The sequence below is a fragment of the Desulfopila inferna genome (assembly GCF_016919005.1).
Classification (GTDB): domain Bacteria; phylum Desulfobacterota; class Desulfobulbia; order Desulfobulbales; family Desulfocapsaceae; genus Desulfopila_A; species Desulfopila_A inferna.
In genome coordinates this window covers 237,777-256,359 of record NZ_JAFFQE010000002.1, presented here as the reverse complement: position 1 = coordinate 256,359, position 18,583 = coordinate 237,777, and the positions used below count along the sequence as shown (strand labels likewise).

Genomic DNA, 18,583 nt, shown 5'->3' with positions numbered 1-18,583 from the left:
AAGAATTATTGCGGCATCTACTCGAAAAGCTCTCTATTCCCGATAGCTGCAATCTGTATTACTCGCTGCAAAAGTCAATATAAAACCGGATGGACCTCAGCTGGGAGAATCATCAGATCCGGTAGATCCTTTTCATATCCAGCCAACCTCGAGCTTCGTCACGACTTCTTGTAAAAAGTCATCAAAGTGCCGAGATGGACTTTGAGTTAGACAATGACCGCGATATCTATATCTCCCTCTTTTCGAATGACATTGATTCCCACATCATGAGTATGCCTGCGTAAAGAGAGATCGAGGAAACCGTTGCCGACCCGCATATTGGTAATCCTGACAAAGTCCACGTAATCCGGGAGTTGGGGATGATGAAACTGTACCTGGGGCTTTTCCGAAGTGAAAGTTAGTCCGAGGCAGGCCTGCAGCAGGAAAAAGACCGAAGCGCTTGACCAGGCCTGTGGGGAGCAGGCTACCGGATAGGCGGTGGGCCCCTGGCCGGGGAGTTTGCGAAAACCGCAGAAGAGTTCAGGCAGTCGGTGAAAGTCGAAAAATACCGAGGCATTGAATAAGGCGGTAAAAATCCTTAGTGTCTCGTTTTTGAAGAAATAGCGGGCAAAACCCATAGCCGCGATGCTGTTGTCGTGAGGCCATATTGTACCGTTATGATATGACATCGGATTATAGCGGTTTTCGTTGCTGGGTATCGTTCTGATTCCCCATCCGGAAAAAGAATCCTTGTTCATCAGGGTGCGTGCGGCTCTGAGGGCATTTTCCTTGGTGGCGATACCGCTGTAGAGTACATGGCCGACATTCGATGAGCGCACCCGGCAAAGATTTTTGCGGCCATCGAGCGCGAGTGCATAGGTTTCGAGTTCCTCACACCAGAAAATCTCGTTAAAGTTGTGGTGCAGAGCATCGGCCTGGCGGAAAAGTTCCGTTGCCAGGTCGTTCTTTCCTGCCATGGCGGCTAATTTGGCGCCGGCTGTCTTTGCCCGGTAGACATATCCCTGGATCTCGCAAAGTGCTATCGGACCTTCGGCCAGGGTACCGTCCGCATGAAAGACGGAATCGTTGGAATCCTTCCAGCCCTGCTGGAGAATACCGTCGCTGCTTTTTCGGGAGTATTCGACAAAACCGTCACCGTCTATATCGCCATATCTGTCGATCCATTCAAGTGCCTGAAGAATATTGGGCCAGATCTGTTCTATAAATTTAAAATCTCCGGTTCGCCGAAAATAGGCTTCGGCAAGAATAACAAAAAGCGGAGTCGAATCTGCGCTGCCGTAGTAGTTTTTATAAGGAATCTCTCCGAGTGCCGCCATTTCTCCTGTTCTGCTTTCGTGCAAAATCTTCCCCGGCTCGGCATCGTTGGCCACACTGGTTGTCTGGGACTGCCTGTCGGAGAGAAAACCAAGAACGCCGCGAGCCAGGCCAGGGTCTACCCAGAGAGACTGAAGGGCTGTGATGATGCCGTCCCGGCCGAAAGGAGTACTGAACCAGGGAACGCCGGCATAGGGATATCTGCCGAATGCGGTCTTGGTTGTCAGCATCTGCAGGTCGGTCATTGAGCGGTTCAGCCAATCGTTGAGCTGTTCATTCGAGGTGTGGATTTCCGTGGTCGTTTCCAGGACCCGGTTTGATTCCCGTTTGTTCATATTCAGGGCATCAAGGTAATTTATCCGCCTTGTCGGGGAATTATCGTATTGACAGGCTATATCAATATAAAATTCTTTTTCCTGCTGAACAGGAAGGATGAAAGAATAGCTCGCGCTATGCGGCTTTATAACTCCAGGGGCGGGGCTGAAATTGATAATGGTTGAACGCTGTATTTCGTCAAGTCCGGTATAGTGAAAGCTGACGGAGGATTCGGTACATTCAGGTTTATGCTGCAGGCCTCTTTTTTCGCGGATGACTCCACGCACCTCGAAAATGTCCACATAGTCGGCAGAGAAGCCAAACTCCAGAGTCAGAGCGACATCTTGACGTCCATAATTGGCGATCCGGATATGTTCGTGACATACTCCGTCTGTCAGCAGTTTTGAACGAAAGACGTGTATCGTTCCCTTTTTGATGACCAACCTGTTGTTTTCGTACAGATCAGGAGTTGTCTGGTCGACGGCCAGAAGCAGGTTGTCGTTGGCGACAGAGGAATTCAGAAGCAGCGGCTGTCTCTGGTTAACGGTGAATTCGAAAAAGCTCAGATACCGGGTACCGCTGTGGTAAAGTCCCAAATCGCCCAGACCGATCTGGCGGATGTCGCCGAACGGATCGAAGAGGCCAAAAGTTTCTTCGGCCTTGAGCACCCGGGTACGATCATCAGCCCTTGAGGATGTTGCCAGAATATACCATTTGTCGTCGATCTGAATAACGTCTTCCATAATTCACCTCTCCATTCCACTGCGTCTCGTTGATCCGGTCGGTTGTGCCGAGGAGCTTTTGGTATATTTTGACATACTCCTCTACCATCCTTGTCGAACTGAATCGCTTTTTAAAAGCACTGTGGCATTTAGGGCGGCTGATTGCATCGATATTTTGTACCGCTTGCACCGCCTCCCGGATATCATCTACTATAAATCCTGTAACCCCATTCTCAATAACTTCTGGCACGGAGCCTCTGCGAAATGCCACTACAGGTGTGCCGCAGGCCATCGCTTCGATCATGACCATGCCGAACGGCTCCGGCCACTGAATGGGAAAGAGCAGGGCACGGGCATTGCCCAGGAAGTCATTTTTTTCCTGTTCGTTGATTTCCCCGAGAAAATGTATCTGCGTGTTCTTTAACAGAGGTTTGATTACTTCATCGAAGTAGGCTTCGTCCTTGGCATCAACTTTCGCAGCTATGTGCAGCTCTGTATCAGCGAGAACGGCAATGCGGATCGCCTCTTCAAGGCCTTTTTCGGGTGAAGTACGACCTAGAAAGGCGAGATAACCGTGATGGTCCTTATGAAGGGTGAAGAAATGTCCGGGGATCCCGTGGTATACGGTTGCCTGCCAGTTGGCATTGGGCAACGGTGTTCGTTGAGAGTTGGAGATGGAGATCACGGGCATTTCAAAAAATTCCCGATAGATATGTTGCAGATCTGGTAAATCCTGTCGGCCATGCAGCGTGGTGATCTGTGGAGTTCTGGTCAGGCGGGCCAGGGGATAATGAATATAATCTATATGAAAATGAATGATGTCATAGAGATGGGCCTCATTAAAAATTTTCTGTACCAACAGAATATGGTAGGCAAGATGGTCACAGGGCGATTTGTGGAGACGCAGTGAGCTGTCGCAGACGGGTCTCAGCTGGGCGCGCGTAACAGAATCTCCACTGGCAAAGAGGGTTACCTCATGTCCCTGATTGATCAACTCTTCCGTTATATATGACACAACCCGCTCTGTACCGCCGTACAGACGGGGTGGAACACTCTCAAATAATGGTGCAACCTGGGCAATTTTCATTTCATGTACCTCCCGAAGAAAGGTAGCGGCAGAAATAAATTGAATGGTTGTATGTACTTATAATCTTAAGCACCACCTCCTACAATATAGGAAAGTATTGTGCCTGGAATGATCGATGTCAAGCAGTGCGGGGTGGTTCGGCGGATGGGTCCCTGCAGGAAAATATTTACCTTCAGGGACTTTGCGGGCTCAATTGGTCACTGTGTTTTGCGCGAGTTCATAATTTTATAGGCACAGAACTCTCCACACATGGTGCATGCGCCATGTTGATCCGCTGATGTGGTTTCTCCCCGTCGTTTTCTCGCCAGTGGCGGATCGATGGCCAACTCGAATTGCCTTTCCCAATCGAGGTTTTTTCTGGCCTGCGACATGGCAAGGTCCTTTTCCATCGCCCCGGGAATGTTTTTGACGATATCGCCGGCATGTGCCGCCAATCTGGTCGCCATAACCCCTTGGTGAACATCTTCTGCAGTGGGCAGGCAGAGATGTTCGCTCGGAGTTACATAGCAGAGAAAATCGGCACCGGCGCCTGCTGCTGCAGCGCCGCCAATGGCACTGGTGATATGATCGTAGCCGGGGCCGATGTCTGTAACCAGCGGGCCGAGCACATAAAATGGCGCTCCATGGCAGAGGCTTTTTTGCAGTTGGATATTGGCTGCTATCTGTTGAAGCGGCATATGTCCGGGACCTTCAATCATCACCTGGATTCCCGCATCCCAGGCTCTCTGGGTTAATTCGCCCAGGATCAGCAGTTCATGGATCTGAGCCCGATCGCTGGCGTCGGCCAGGCAGCCGGGGCGAAAGCCGTCCCCTAGAGAAAGGACGGCATCGTAGGGGCGCACCAGTTCCAGCAGTCTGTCAAAATGCTGATAGAGTGGGTTTTCCTGCTGATTGTGCTCCATCCAGGCACAGGTGAATGAACCGCCCCGGGAAACTACTTCCATCACACGGCCTTCTCTATCCATTTTTTCTACAGTGGCGCGGGTCACTCCACAGTGAACCGTGATGAAGTCTATTCCATCCTCAAGATGCTTTTCGATGCCGTTAAAGATATCATCGACGCTCATGTCGACAATCGCCTTGCCCGGCACCGAAACAGTATCGCAGGCTGCCTGATACAGTGGGACCGAGCCAATACAGACATCGGTTTTTGAGATGATGGTTTGGCGAATTTCATCAATCGGCCCGCCCGTGGAAAGATCCATCAGGGCATCGGCTCCTGCGGCAACGGCCGTTTCAGCTTTTTTCAGTTCGTTCTCTATGCTGTTATCATCCCTGCTTGTTCCGATATTGGCATTGACGCGGGTGCGGATGCCTTTGCCGACAGCGAGCGGGCGTCCGCCATGATGCAGGTTGTTGTGGCAGATAATCGCCGTGCCTTCGGCAATATTGCGGCGCAGCAACTCTGGTGAGATCCCGGCTTCGGCTGCCGCTATTTTCATTTTTTCCGAGATAGTGTTTGCGCGGGCCAGTTCCATCTGTGGTGTATTCATGGGACGCTCCAAAATAGTGAGAATTCGCAGGATACGGTTTCAAGGCCACTATTTCAGAGTGCTGCTGGAACCGTTCCCTACGCCGGTATCAACCGGATCAGGTTCAAAGGGTCGTTTGCCGAGGCAAAACTCTCAGTCCGAAGACTCCCCCAGGTTGTGGTTTCAGACACTACCTGTTATGAATTGTTAAGTCAAGAAGGAGTCAGGGGGAGAGGGCAGGCATTTTTTATCAGAAAAAAATATTCCCTTGATTCCTCGTTCTTAAGAGCGGCTGGCTCATTGTCGAAGACGGTAAGGGTAATTTAATGTGGGTTGCTTGCCGATATAGAGATGTAGGGATGTTGCGGGCGATTCCTTGCGAGTAATAGGTGCAATTGTCAGTAAGTGTATGAAAGAACATTATTTTCTGTTTGCAGGAAAATCAATATCTTGATAAATTGATGAGGTCAGGTGGTTCCAGTGGACGAAATGATTATCACAAAAAATGGACTTCAGGAGGCCATGCAGGCGCAAAAGAAAAATATTCCGGATCCGACCAAGATACTTCCCTTGAAACGGGCTGAAGCGAAGGAGGGGTGCGCCGGGAGAAACAGCGCAGGCCGAGTTGAGGCCCTTAATCGTATCAGAGGATTGGTAAGGAAAATCAGAGGGTCCTATGGTGAAGGCCTTGCCTCACCACGTATACCCATCTGGCTTCAGCTCTCCATTACGACAATGTTTGTTTTGGCGGTCTCCATGGTGATATTCGGATATGTCATAATGGAGAGGCAGAAGGAAAAGCTCTATGACAATACCGTCAAAATGGGCATGGTCAGCCTCAATTATTTCAGCAACAATGCCAAAATACCCCTGTTGAACGATGATGTTCTCGAACTCAATACCCTGATCAACAATGCAGCCTCCGTCGACGGTCATTTTTATGCATTCATCGTCGATAATGATAATGTCATCAAAGCCCATACAAACCATGAGAGAATCGATAAAACCTTTGAGCCGTTCGAGGATGTCACTAACACCTCGAAGAAAGGGGCTGTTTCCTATTTTCATTATTCGCTTCCCGGAAAGGCTGAGGTGCTGAACCTCAGTACACCCATAATGTTTAAAGAGAAGAAGCTCGGTGAGGTTCATGTAGGGCTTTCCATCGATTTTGTCAGGGAGCTTTTTATTAACGAGCGGGCTTTTCTGGCGGCGAGCATACTCATGATCATCGTCTTTGGGATGATAGTGGCGGTGATTTGCGGCAGGCGATTTTCAAAACCGATTTCCTCACTGGTCGAGGCGACTTCAGAGATTGCCAGGGGCAACTATGATCATAAGGTCGACCTGCACCGGAACGATGAACTGGGAACCTTGGGGGAAGCCTTCAACAGAATGGGTGATGAACTGTATCGCCAGGCAATAATGAAGGAGACTTTCGGTAAATATGTCGGCTCGGAAGTCCTCGATATGATAATGTCCAACCCCGGAAAGGGCTGGCTCAAGGGCCGTAAGAACAAGGCCTCGGTGCTTTTTGCCGATATCAGAGGGTTTACCGCTTATGCAGAAACACGGGAGCCGGAGGAAGTTGTCGAAAAGCTCAATGAGTTTTTTGAAATAGCCACCGAAATCATCCTCAAGCATGGCGGATATGTCGACAAGTTCATGGGAGATTCGGTACTGGCGGTGTTCGGGGTGCCGGTATATCATAAAGAACATGCCCGAAGATGCTTACTGGCAGCGCTCGACATGCAGCAGGAATTTGCTAAAACCGACCGGCAGGACAATATCCTTCTCCGTTCCATAGGAATAGGAATTGCGTCCGGTGTTGTCGTCGCCGGTAATATCGGTTCACAGGTCAAAACCGAATATACCGTGATCGGCGACTGTGTCAATGTGGCCTCCTATCTCAACAGCCTGGCGGGACCACGGGAGATTATCGTGGGCAATGGCATGAGCCGGCATTTTGGAGGCCTGGTCGAAGTGGAAGCCCTTGAGCCGCGAAAGGTGAAAGGTAAGGAAGAACTCGTGGAAATTTATCGAGTGCTTGATGTGCAGACAGCCGCTATCCCTGAAGAAGGATGTCAACCCAGCTGAGCTGGGTTCAGGAGCAGGGCAAGGATTGAAAGTATCGTTATGATCTCCACCAAAGAGCGTTTGAAAAGCATCATCATATTTATCTGCACATTTGCAGTGCTGGCGACACTTACCGCCTGCGCCATACCGGGTAATACTATCTCCGGGGTGCCTCTGCCCTCTTCCGGCCAGGCCGTCGCGCTCAAGAGCGAAGCAGACGAAGAGTATCTTGCCGCGCTGAATTACTGGAACGGAGCGAGAAGGGTTATTGATGATAAAATAGCCGATATTTCCACCCACCTGCAGAAAATATCATCACTGCATTCCCAGGAAGGCATGATCTTTTACGATAAACGTGAGGGTGATAAAGCCCTGCAGGAGTTTATCGAAGCGCTTAGATTTAACCCTTCCAACAAGATAGCCCTGGAATACCTGAAAAACAGATACAAACCGCGAGAGGTCCTGCCCTATACGGTGAGCGAAAACGATACCTTCGAGAAGATTTCCGAAAATGTATATCGTTCGTATAATGACATCTTTGCGGTTATCCATTTTTCAGGAGTGGACGAGAAGGATCTTGTCGCGGGAGAGATCATCCATCTGCCGGTATTGGATTCATTTTATTCACAGCCCCTGCTGGATTACAAACGGGATATTCTCAGGGCCCGCAAGCTCTTTAAGCAGGAGAAATTTGAAGAACTGCTGCCTCTGGCCGAAAAGATTCTCAAAAATCATCCCGGGGATCAGGAATCCTCATACCTGCGCAACAGTTCTCTGGTGGGGCTTGGCAAAAAACTTCGTGATCAGCAAAGGTATGAGGAAGCAGTCGGCGCACTGTCCGGGGTAGATCCGGCTTTTAAAAACGTAAAAACCTGGATTTTGGAGATCCGGGAGCTACAGAAGGAAAAGCTGGCCCGGGACACAGAACGACTGAACAGGGATTTGTTCAGAAAGGGTGAACTCCTCTATTCCCAGAGGAAGTACCTGGCAGCCCTGAAGGTATTCCGGGAGGTCGATCCTGGATTTGAAGGGGTGGAAGAAGCCATTGCCAATGTCGGGGTCGTGATGAGGATGCAGGCGGATGTCCATTACAAAAAGGGAGTGAAATATTTTGTCGAGGACAACCTCGCCCTGGCAATTCAGGAATGGGAGAAAACGCTGCGCTATGATCCCGGCCACCTGAAAGCAAAGGATTACATCTCCAAATCACGCAGCCTGCTTGAGAAGGTTAAGGCTATCAATTGATGATGGACCCCGAAAGAAGCTCAATCGTTATGTAGATCTGACACGGTGATTCAGAGTAGCAATGTATTGCCAAATCGTTTTTTCAGATATACAGCCTGGTAGATTGAGCTTATTCGGATCAGTTGATTATCTTCAACTACTTTTTCAGAAGTTCAACTATCGCTTCGGCCGCCTCTTTCGATGAGGCCGGATTCTGGCCGGTGACGAGATTGCCGTCAATAACAACGTGACTCTTCCAGGCGTCGGACTTGCTGAAATCCCCGCCCAGATCATGCAACATATTTTCAATGGGAAAGGGGACTATTTCGGTTAATCGGACGAGAGATTCCTCATAATTAGTGAAGCCGGTGACCTTCTTGCCTTTGACCAGAGGAAAACCTTCCTCATTTTTGGCATGGGTCAGGGCTGCCAGGCCATGACAGACAAAGCCGATGGGCTTTCCCCGTCGATGAAAAGATTCGATCAGGGATATCGAATTTATATCATCGGTCAGATCCCACAGTGGTCCATGTCCGCCGGGGTAGAAAATCGCATCGAAATCGAGAGGATTGGGGGATTCCAGAGGCTCCGTATTGGCCAATAGATTCTGTGCTTCTTCATCGTTATAGAACCGTCTTGTTGCTTCTGTCTGAGCCTCGGGTGCATCGCTTTTGGGGTCAATCGGCGGTTGTCCTCCTTCGGGAGATGCCAGCGAAACTTCAATATCATTGTCTTTGAAAACATAATATGGCGCCGCAAATTCTTCCAGCCAGAATCCCGTTTTCTCGTTTGTTTCACCTAGCCTGTCGTGGGATGTTAAAACCATCAGGATCTTCATGGGAATCTCCTTGTTGTTGGATGAGTTTGGAGTATATGAGCAGGGCGGATTGGCTCAATAAGGTATAATTCCACTATAAACATGTCGGAGAAGGCGTCCAGTGTGAATGGTTGTCGATGGTGAAGCCTCAGGAGAAGCATTTTTCCGGAACTATTTGAGACTGAAGGAAAATACTGTTAGGATAAGGGTAGGGGATTAAGGCGGCTTTTATGGCTTTCGGCAGACAACCTGCGATTCGGAGATGGTCCATGATTTCTAAGCGACTCTTAGCGATTTTCTTCGCTATTGCTTTACTGATAACCGGTTCTGCGGTAATTGCGCAAAACCAATCCGGAAATGCTCCGGATCCGTCAATACCGGCGACACCGCACTGGTTTATGCTCAGTTGCGCCGTGCTTCTGCTGATCGTCCTTCTCTGGCGCTCCGGCAGTCTTTTCTTGCATGAGCGAAAAAAACAGAGATTTGCTCCTGTGCTTTCTCCTGCGGAAATCGATGAAACTTGGCTGCGGGAGGATCTTTTCAGCATGGTGCCGGAGAAGGTCGGAGCGGTGTGGGACAAAAAAACCAGTGGACATGGAATGGCTGCGGTGCTGGCACGAATGGTGGTAGAGAAAAAAATGAGCAGTTGGCTTGAGCCCGTTATGTTTCCCTTTATCAACCGTCATATTCCAGGCCGGTATACGCTTTATCTCAGTTTGCTGCAGCCTTTGCATACCTTCAACGGCTATGAAAAAGTTATGGTGGAGCGGCTTTTCATCAATGGCAATACCACCGACACCAGGCGTCTCAAGGCATATTACCGACGGAAAAACCAGACACTTCATCGAATGCGCCTTACCGGGAAATCCCTGCAGAAAAAGCTGGCGGTAAAGCGTTTAGATAAGCTCCTGGAATATATGTGGTTGTGGATGTTAATAGGATTGCTGCCACCATTTTTCATTTTTCTGGCCAATGGTTTTGTTCATCCAGATGAGCTGAGAGTGACAATTATCAGTGGAATTACCGGGATCATCGGGTTGATTGCCGGTTCTCTCATCGGTGGTGTCTACAGGCGACAGGTAGACGGGCTGCGCTGGAAATATTTAATGGTGCACCTGGTACCCCTGTTTCTGCTCCTGTTTTTTCTGCTTCTCGGTTACTCCGGAACCTCCATCCTACTGCTCAGCGGCTTGGCTTTCCTCTTCGGCACAGCAATCTATTCCTCGTTCTATTTTGCCAAGACAGTGGATAGTCCGGAAAGAACCGTTTTGCGCAAAAAACTGCTGGCAATAAAAAAATATTTTCAAAAGGAGCTGCAGGAAAGAAAACCGGCTCTTGACGACAGCTGGTTCCCATATCTTATTGCACTTGGGTTGGGTTCCTCTGTCGATTCCTGGAGTAGACGGTTTGGCGGTACCCTTTGTTCCGGCCGGTCTCGCCGGCCATCTTCGGCTGCTGATGGTTTGCAGTTCAGTGGCGGGGGCGGCAACTTCGGCGGCGATGCCGTTGGGGCCTGGGCAATCGCTGCAGGATCGTTATGTTCTTATGTCGGTGGGTTTCACTGTGGTTCTTCAGCCCTTGCGGAGGATGAAGGCAAAGTCAAACAGAGCGGCAAACCCACGGAAAAAGTTGTCGAAGGGGAAAATGATGAGTAAAATAGATGAAAGTTTTCACCATCATTAACGTATAAATCAAGGAGTCGAATGTTGAACGACAAGCTTAGTTGTGATCTCAAAACAGGAAAGTGAGGACCGAAAAGAGATTCTGACAGTGGTCAGATAAATATAGATCCAGTTCTTGCAGGTAAAACCGGAAAATCTAGTTATTCCGAGGAGGAGAAAGAAAAGATTCGTACGGCCATACATAAAAAATACGTCAAGGTGTCCTCTTCTGCCGATGGTTTGTTCAAATATCAGACCGGCAAAGTCGGAGCGCAAACTCTCGGCTATGATGCCGATATAATTGCGGGTATTCCAGACGATTTACTGTCCCCTTTCTGCGGGGTCGGCAATCCTTTCTCTCTGGGAGAGGTGGTCGAAGGCAGCGACATACTCGATATCGGCTGCGGTGCGGGTTTTGATCTGATTGTCGCCCGCAAAAAGACAGGCCCGGACGGCAGGGTCTGCGGCGTTGATTTAAGTCCGGAGATGGTAGGTCGCGCCCGCTCCAATCTGGAAAAACTGGGCATGGACGATATTGAAACCTTTGTCGTCTTATCGGAGAATCTCCCTTTTCAGGACAGCAGTTTCGATCTGGTGATATCCAATGGTGTGATTAATCTTTCTCCGGCTAAGGATCAGCTGTTTGCCGAGATTTTTCGTGTCCTTAGACCGGGCGGCAGGATGCAGATGGCGGATATTGTCCTGGACTGTGAACCGCCTTCCCATATAACCGGCAGTCTTGAAGCCTGGTCACAATGAATAGGCGGCGCGGTCTCCGTCGGAGACCAGACAGAGCTTATCAGGGATGCGGGTTTTTCGGAAGTGAACTGCGTTGGAACCACCGGAAGAAAAACCTCTGCGTACACTGTCGGGGCACTTTTTACGGCGGTGCGGCCTTAGCGGCCAGTCCGACATTTTCATGAAATAATCATTCCTTAATACCTGCCAGACTCGTGCAATATGCGGCCCTGGAGGCGTACACGCGCACTCGAATCAGTTTTTTGAAACCGCTTCAAGGACGGATTCGAGTGTGATATTGCTCATTTTCTTTTCAATTTCAACCTGTATCTCGCTGAAAAGATCAAGAAAGTAGCTGTTCACGGCGAGGGCGTCATCCAGCTTCGCCTGGGGCAATGCTGTGACATCGAGGTGGAAGGCCTTGCGGTCCTCTATGGCGCAATAGATTTCCTGAAGGTGTATTTGCGCGGGTGGCCGGGCGAGCAGATAGCCGCCTGAGGCACCTTTGGTGGTGGTCACAATATTTATTTTGGCCAGATCGGCCAGCAGTTTGCGCAACTTCGAGGCGTTGACCCCGGTATTGTCGGAAATAGTTTTGCTGCTCTGCGGTTCCGGCAGGTTCACGGCAAGAAAGCAGAGGGCCTTGACTGAATTTGATAATTTGGTGGATGCTGACATGTACTTTTATATCTCCATATGTTACGGTTAATGTAACATATATTTTGTGAGTCTTTTAAGCAAGGGATTTTAGCCTGCTTAATAAGGAATTATTCCATGACAACAAAGAGACAAGAGGTGCACAATGAAATTTCTAGACGATCTGGCAATAGGCGGAAAGAACTCCGGCGTATCTTCAGGAGGGGAATGGGGCAAGACCGTTGATAATGGAGAGATAGAGGTTATGTCTCCGGTCGACGGCAAAATAATAGCCTCGGTCTATCAGGCTTCGCCGCAGGATTTTACCAGGACTATGGAAAAAGCCGCGGCCGCCTTTCACCAATGGAGAATAACCCCTGCCCCGAAGCGCGGTGAGATAGTGCGGCAGATCGGCGACGAATTTCGCCGGCACAAGACATCGCTGGGAACCCTGGTCTCCTACGAAATGGGAAAATCGCTCCAGGAAGGCCTGGGTGAAGTACAGGAGATGATTGACATCTGCGATTTCGCTGTGGGGCAGTCCAGGCAGCTTTACGGTTTTACCATGCATTCGGAACGCGACGAGCACAGGCTTTATGATCAGTATCATCCGCTGGGGGTGGTAGGTGTTATCAGCGCTTTCAATTTTCCGGCTGCGGTCTGGTCATGGAATGCGATGATCTCCGCGGTATGCGGCAATACCGTTATCTGGAAACCGTCATCGAAAACACCCCTGACGGCCATAGCCATACACAGAATAGTGACCCGAGTGACCTCAGCCAACAGACTGCCCGAGGGCATCTTTAACATTGTTGTGGGCAGAGGCTCCGATATCGGCGAGCGGATGTTGCAGGAGAAGCGCATAGCCCTTCTCTCCGTCACCGGGTCGACTGGAGTTGGCCGCCATGCCGCTCAGGTTGTTGCCTCACGGCTGGGAAAATGCATACTTGAACTGGGTGGCAATAACGCCATCATCGTCACCGAGAATGCCGATCTGAAACTGGCTGTGCCGGCACTGGTCTTTTCGGCGGTGGGAACGGCCGGTCAGCGCTGTACCACCACGAGGAGGGTAATTATCCATGACTCCGTCTATGACAGGATCAAAGAGGCCCTTATCAGAGCCTATTCCACTCTGAAGATCGGCTCGCCTTTGCGGGAAGGCGTCCATATGGGACCGCTGATAGATATCGATGCCGTAGAAGGATACCAAAAAGCCCTGCGGGATCTGGTCGATCAGGGGGGGTCCATCCTCTTTGGCGGCAATGTCCTCAGAGGAGATGAATATGCTTCCGGTTGTTATGTCGAGCCGGTGCTGGCCGAGGCTGAAAACAGTTATCCCATTGTACAGGACGAGACTTTCGCCCCTATTCTTTATCTGATCAGGTATAGCGGCGGAGTGGAGAACGGTATTGCCCTACAGAACGAGGTGGTTCAGGGGTTGTCTTCTTCCATATTTACCGGCAATCTGCGGGAGGCTGAGCTGTTTCTCTCGGCGCAAGGTTCCGACTGCGGTATCGCCAATGTCAATATTGGAACATCGGGCGCCGAGATAGGAGGGGCTTTCGGCGGTGAAAAGGAAACCGGAGGCGGTCGGGAATCAGGCTCGGATGCCTGGAAGGGATATATGCGCCGGCAGACCAATACCATAAACTATGGCAAGACCATGCCTCTGGCTCAAGGCATCAAGTTCGATATTTAAGGATGTGATGGACTCGTATAGCGAAGTAAGTCCTGGAAAATAAATTGAACAAGCTGTTAAAGGTGTAAGGTTGGAGAGTAGAAATAATGCACATTGATATTTTAACAGCTTAAAAACAGTTACTTGCTTGCCGCTTAGAAGAAAACGAGGTTAATACCTTAACGGAAATTTTTCTGATCTGGTATCTTACAGCATACTGCCGACAAAAATTATCCTGACCTGGTGCCCATCAGGTTCAGGTTGGAACAGAATTTCCGGCTCAATTAATACATGAAAAATAAAATGCAATTTGCCCTGGGCTTTTTAGGCAGACATGCCTCGAGCGTCTTACCTGTAGGGGTTCTGGTCGGCCTTTTTGTACCGTATCTGGCGAGTAGTTTCCAGCCTCTGCTGATTCCGGCACTGTTCGTTCCTTTGACACTGTCGCTGGTCCGTATCGAAACCTATCAACTACGCAGATCCTTACTGCGCTGGCATTGGGTTGCTTTGTTGAGTTTCTGGATCTTGATACTGCGCCCTGCGGCAGTGTGGGCAATATTACAATTCTTTATCCTCCCTGAACCTATTGTCAAAGCAGTGCTTATCACCGCTGCTGCTCCACCGGTGACCGCTTGTGCGGCTATTGCAATCTTTTTGGGTGTCGACGCTGCCATTGTTGTGGTGCTCACCATCGCAACAATGCTTCTGGTGCCGCTGTCACTGCCACCAATGGTGTATTATCTTGTCGACTTGCAGATAAAAACAGGATTGTGGCAATTGAGTCTGCATCTGGCGCTATTTATTTTCGCGGCATTTTTTGTCGCTGCACTTATAAAAACATGCATGGGGCAGTCTCGAATTCACCAAAATTCAGCAATCCTCGACGGCGCCTCGGTTATCTTTATCGGCATTTTTATTATTGGGATTATGCATGGAGTGACCGACAAATTTATTCAACAACCCTGGTATGTCTTGCAGATTTTGGTTGTTTCGACCCTTTTGGTACTTGGTTCATATATTTTTGCGACTGTACTGTTCTGGCGGCTTGGGGCACGTACGTCAATGGCAATAGGGCTTGTCAGCGGCAATTGCAATATGGGTTTGATGTATTTAGTCTTAGTGGATCAGGCGACCCTGGACCTACTGATTTTTTTTGCCATTGGGCAGATTCCGATGTACTTCCTTCCGTCACTCCTGGCACCATTGATCAACCGGCTTCTTGTACGGGATGCTCTTATCAGCACCACGCACAAAAGATGAATCGCCAGAAAGCATCTGAATTAATTACGATATCTTATGGAGCATTATGGAACCTGCCAAACCGGTATTCGGGGTGGTCGATGGCGGAAACGTCAAAAAATCACCTGGCCGACGACAAACCCAAAACGGCACACAGGAGCCCTAGCGAAATGGGTGAAAAATGGCCAGGTTGTTTCATAACGGATTTCGCAGGCTTCCGGCTTTGTTTTATGGCGCATTGCCCCGGGATGATATGCTTTCAAAATTGGGTCTGCCGCCGATGATTACATGTAAAACGGTCTTGACATGGGTGCTGGGCGGTGTATTGTTTAGTTCCGTATATTGGGGCAAGAGATTCATTATGTGAGACAATGATGGTATTGAGTATAAGCAAACTGTGCTGATCTGCTGTAGTTCCTGGATTATGTGGCATTGTGCATAAGATATAGATAAGGGTAAGGAGAGAGATAATGGCTCAAAGTTGGGATGCGCTGAACCAGAAGGTAATAGATTTTATACAAAAAGGTCAATTCCAGGAAGCCATGGCGGCCGGCCGCGAGGCCTTGGATTATGCCGTAAAGAAAAACGGCGAAAACCATGAGACTGTTGCCGTGACGCTGAATAATTTAGGTGAACTGTATCATATAATGGGAGATTATCAGGAAGCAGAAAAGATTCTACTTCAGTCTATTCAGGTGAGTGAAGCAGTGCATGGGGAGTCGTCTCTGGAAGTAGCGGATACCCTGGTTAATCTCGTGGAGATGTATATTACCCAGCAAAGATACCAGGAGGCGGAGCCGAAAATGGAGAAGGTTACCGCCATATATGAGAAGTTCCATGCAGATGATCCTTCATTGCTACCCCCTGTTTTCAGTACTCTCGCAACAATTTATCTTGGACAGGGAAAATCGGATTCGGCCAAAGTGCAACTTGAAAGGGCCCTACAACTCATAGAAAAAAATCAGGGCCAGGATGACCCAGGGCTTGGGCCTATTCTTAAAAGTCTCTCCGTCATTGACCGACAGGCCGGCGATATGGAGGCCGCAGAGAAGAAGCTTCGCCGGGCCCTGGTCATTTATGAAAACAGTATTGGTCCTGGAAACCCCGAATTTGCTGGTATATTGACCCACCTTTCTGAAGTCTACCTGGCAAAAGGATTAATTACAGCAGCTGAACCGCTGTTGAACCAGGCTATTGGCATTTTCAAAGACACTCTCCCGGACAATCATCCGGAAATTGGTTCTGCAATGGACAGGTTGGCGGCATTGTACGCAGCTACGGGCCGAACGGAAAAGTCCGAGACGCTCCTGCAGGAAGCTATAAAAGTATATACAGCTTCTCTGGGCGGCGAACATCCGGTTCTTGCCGAAGCGCAAAACAGTCTGGCCGAGATTTTTATCAACAGCGGACGTCATAAAGACGCTCTGTCTCTACTGGAAAAATCTCTTGCCGCGCGAGAGAAAGCTTTGGGGGCAAAACATCCGGCAGTTGCGCAGTCTCTTAATAACCTTGCCGTGATATATAATAAAAGAGGAGATAGGGCTCTGGCCCTGAAGCAACATCGGCGTGCTCTTGATATTCGGGAGGCGGCCTTTGGTAAAGACCATCCGGCTATTACACAATCTCTGGAGAATATGGCCGCTCTTTACCGGGAGCAGGGAAAAAATACCGAGGCTGAAAAGATGCTCAAACAGTCCTTGGCGATTTGGGAGAAGGCTCACGGTAAGGACCACCCGGCTACCGCCCAGAGTTATCACAACCTTGCTACCTTATATGTCGATTCAGGGAAATACCAGGAGGCGGAACAGGCTCTCTTGACCGCTAGAAAGATTCTGGAAAAGAACCATGAGGGTAACAGCATGCACATGGCAACTGTCTTCGAAACCCTTTCGGGACTCTATCACAAGATGGGTAAACTGTCAGAGAGTAAAGAATATGCGGCCCGTGTGTATAAAATACGCAAACCCGAACATATGAACAGGCAAAAATTATGAGATCAGCTGGAACAATGGAAGCATAAGAAAAGGATCATGCAACACCAGACTTGGAGTGGCATAAGCTCTTCATCTTGTATTGCAATTACGGCCGAATTCGATCCCGAGCTTCCTCATGCGATTGCGAAGGGTATTGGGATGAATGTGCAAAAGAGCCGCCGCTCCAGTGGTACCGTTTATTTTTCCCCGGGCTGTCTTAAGTGCTTGAACAATGTGATTACGAACAACCTCGTCAAGAGGGATGATATGAGAATCGATTTTAAGAGAAAAGTCATTTTTTGCAATAGGCGAAGGATTCTGAGGTCTTTGAAAATAGAACGGTCCCTGGCGGTGCAGAATCAGGGAGCGTTCGACGACGTTTTCAAGCTCACGGACATTGCCAGGCCAGGTTTGCTGCATGATATTTTTAAGCTCTTCCGCAGCAATTTCCGGTACCGGGTGAATTCCCAGTTCTTTGGATTTTTTTTCAAGAAAATAGCTTGTTAGCAGCGGTATATCGGAAATCCGTGCATGAAGCGGCGGAATAAAGATGGGAAACATGTTAATTCGAAACCAGAGGTCTTCCCTGAATAATCCGTCATTCACCATCTGTTGCATGTCTCTGTGAGTGGCTGCGATTACCCGGATATCTAATTTAATGGGAGGCGACCCGCCAACCCGCTCGATTTCCTCAGTTTGCAATACCCGCAACAAGCGGATCTGTGCCCAAGGAGGTAGTTCACCTATTTCATCAAGAAAGATAGTTCCCTTGTGAGCCCTTTCAAAGCGCCCGCGTTTCTGGGTAACCGCGCCGGTAAAAGCTCCTTTTTCATGACCGAAGAGTTCGCTGTCGATCAGGTTTTCCGGAATAGCGCCGCAATTAACCTTTATGAAGGGCTCTTTACTACGCGGAGATTGGCGATGAATTGCGTTGGCAATCACCTCCTTGCCCGTGCCGGTTTCGCCGAGGAGTAGGATGGTGTTTTTCAAATGGGCTATTTGAGCCACCTTATCCATCACTTCCTTTAATCCTGTTTCTGCCCCCACTACTTCATTCCCTGATTGAGCTATGAGTTCACTGTGCAGATAGCGATTATCAGATAACAACTTTTCTTTGATATCGACTAACTCTTGATGTTTAAGGGCGTTTGCCATGGCAATGGCAAACGGTTCTCGTAGTTGCGAGATGAGCAGGGCGTTCTCTTGACTGAAACGATCAGCGCCTTTCGCAAACAGGTCGATAACGCCGAGTCGGTGCCCCTCGATATAGAGACGCAGGGCGATAAATGAATGATCGGCCAGATCAAATTCCGCTGTGATTATCCGCCCTAACGGGTCATCTTCGGGAGTATTGATGATTAGATAATCTTTTAATCTTTGTCCGCTTTCTATAGCCTGGATGAGACCCGCGGGAAGCTTGATTGATTTTTCAATTTTGCGTCCGCCATGAGCATCGGCCATGGCTATATATCGGATACCGCTGATGCTTGGTTCATAAATATTGAGATACATGGCGTCAACCGGGAGGTGTTTTCGGACGAACTGGAAACATCGCCAAAGAGCGATTTCAACATCCAGGCTGCTGCAGAGAAGCAGCGTGGCCTGTTTAAAAAAGAGATTTTCATCCATAAGTC

At 49.2% G+C, this 18,583-nt stretch carries 13 protein-coding genes and 1 riboswitch; of the genes, 7 read left to right on the top strand and 6 right to left on the bottom strand.

From position 1 onward, the window contains the following. Positions 1-206 precede the first annotated feature (206 nt). From JWG88_RS05170 to thiC, 3 genes are all read right to left on the bottom strand, one after another. Positions 207-2,372, bottom strand: a complete 2,166-nt coding sequence (locus JWG88_RS05170) for an amylo-alpha-1,6-glucosidase (protein ID WP_205232649.1) — start codon at positions 2,370-2,372, stop codon at positions 207-209. Beyond that, positions 2,311-3,438: a glycosyltransferase family 4 protein gene (locus tag JWG88_RS05165; protein ID WP_205232648.1), complete on the bottom strand. Its 1,128-nt coding sequence runs from the start codon at positions 3,436-3,438 to the stop codon at positions 2,311-2,313. The genes JWG88_RS05170 and JWG88_RS05165 overlap by 62 nt, the downstream gene beginning before the upstream one ends. Before the next feature lie 197 nt (positions 3,439-3,635). Beyond that, positions 3,636-4,931 (bottom strand): phosphomethylpyrimidine synthase ThiC, encoded by a 1,296-nt coding sequence (gene thiC, locus JWG88_RS05160; protein ID WP_205232647.1) that lies wholly within the window; start codon positions 4,929-4,931, stop codon positions 3,636-3,638. Positions 4,932-4,987: 56 nt separating this feature from the next. Beyond that, positions 4,988-5,092: riboswitch (TPP riboswitch) on the bottom strand. Positions 5,093-5,399: 307 nt separating this feature from the next. Between thiC and JWG88_RS05155 the strand changes: the two genes are divergently transcribed. Further along, positions 5,400-7,004: an adenylate/guanylate cyclase domain-containing protein gene (locus tag JWG88_RS05155; protein ID WP_240194326.1), complete on the top strand. Its 1,605-nt coding sequence runs from the start codon at positions 5,400-5,402 to the stop codon at positions 7,002-7,004. A 39-nt stretch (positions 7,005-7,043) separates the two neighbouring features. Continuing rightward, on the top strand, positions 7,044-8,228 hold the full coding sequence (locus JWG88_RS05150; protein ID WP_205232645.1) for a tetratricopeptide repeat protein: 1,185 nt from the start codon (positions 7,044-7,046) through the stop codon (positions 8,226-8,228). A gap of 136 nt (positions 8,229-8,364) precedes the next feature. On the opposite strand, the gene JWG88_RS05145 is transcribed toward JWG88_RS05150, so the two are convergent. Further along, a complete protein-coding gene (locus tag JWG88_RS05145) occupies positions 8,365-9,045 on the bottom strand; it encodes a type 1 glutamine amidotransferase domain-containing protein (RefSeq protein ID WP_205232644.1) in 681 nt (226 codons plus the stop codon). Positions 9,046-9,293: 248 nt separating this feature from the next. Between JWG88_RS05145 and JWG88_RS05140 the strand changes: the two genes are divergently transcribed. Next, positions 9,294-10,679 carry a hypothetical protein gene (locus JWG88_RS05140; RefSeq protein WP_205232643.1) on the top strand — a complete coding sequence of 462 codons (1,386 nt, stop codon included), beginning with the start codon at positions 9,294-9,296 and terminating at the stop codon, positions 10,677-10,679. A gap of 129 nt (positions 10,680-10,808) precedes the next feature. After that, positions 10,809-11,585 (top strand): methyltransferase domain-containing protein, encoded by a 777-nt coding sequence (locus tag JWG88_RS05135; protein ID WP_443112639.1) that lies wholly within the window; start codon positions 10,809-10,811, stop codon positions 11,583-11,585. A 93-nt stretch (positions 11,586-11,678) separates the two neighbouring features. Here the strand turns inward: JWG88_RS05135 and JWG88_RS05130 are convergent, their stop codons facing one another. Beyond that, complete coding sequence (locus JWG88_RS05130; RefSeq protein ID WP_205232641.1) at positions 11,679-12,101, bottom strand: RrF2 family transcriptional regulator; 423 nt, start codon at positions 12,099-12,101, stop codon at positions 11,679-11,681. Positions 12,102-12,225: 124 nt separating this feature from the next. On the opposite strand from JWG88_RS05130, the gene amaB reads away from it, so the two are divergent. The 3 genes from amaB (at position 12,226) to JWG88_RS05115 (ending at position 16,970) form a co-directional block, all read left to right on the top strand. Next, positions 12,226-13,758: an L-piperidine-6-carboxylate dehydrogenase gene (gene amaB, locus JWG88_RS05125; RefSeq protein ID WP_205232640.1), complete on the top strand. Its 1,533-nt coding sequence runs from the start codon at positions 12,226-12,228 to the stop codon at positions 13,756-13,758. A 270-nt stretch (positions 13,759-14,028) separates the two neighbouring features. Continuing rightward, a complete protein-coding gene (locus JWG88_RS05120) occupies positions 14,029-14,997 on the top strand; it encodes a hypothetical protein (protein WP_205232639.1) in 969 nt (322 codons plus the stop codon). 449 nt (positions 14,998-15,446) lie between these two features. After that, the gene (locus JWG88_RS05115; protein WP_205232638.1) at positions 15,447-16,970 is read left to right on the top strand and encodes a tetratricopeptide repeat protein; all 1,524 of its coding nucleotides are present in this window, start codon (positions 15,447-15,449) and stop codon (positions 16,968-16,970) included. 69 nt (positions 16,971-17,039) lie between these two features. Here JWG88_RS05115 and JWG88_RS05110 read toward each other — a convergent pair whose 3' ends face one another. Continuing rightward, a complete protein-coding gene (locus JWG88_RS05110) occupies positions 17,040-18,578 on the bottom strand; it encodes a sigma-54-dependent Fis family transcriptional regulator (RefSeq protein WP_205232637.1) in 1,539 nt (512 codons plus the stop codon). Between the last annotated feature and the right edge of the window lie 5 nt (positions 18,579-18,583).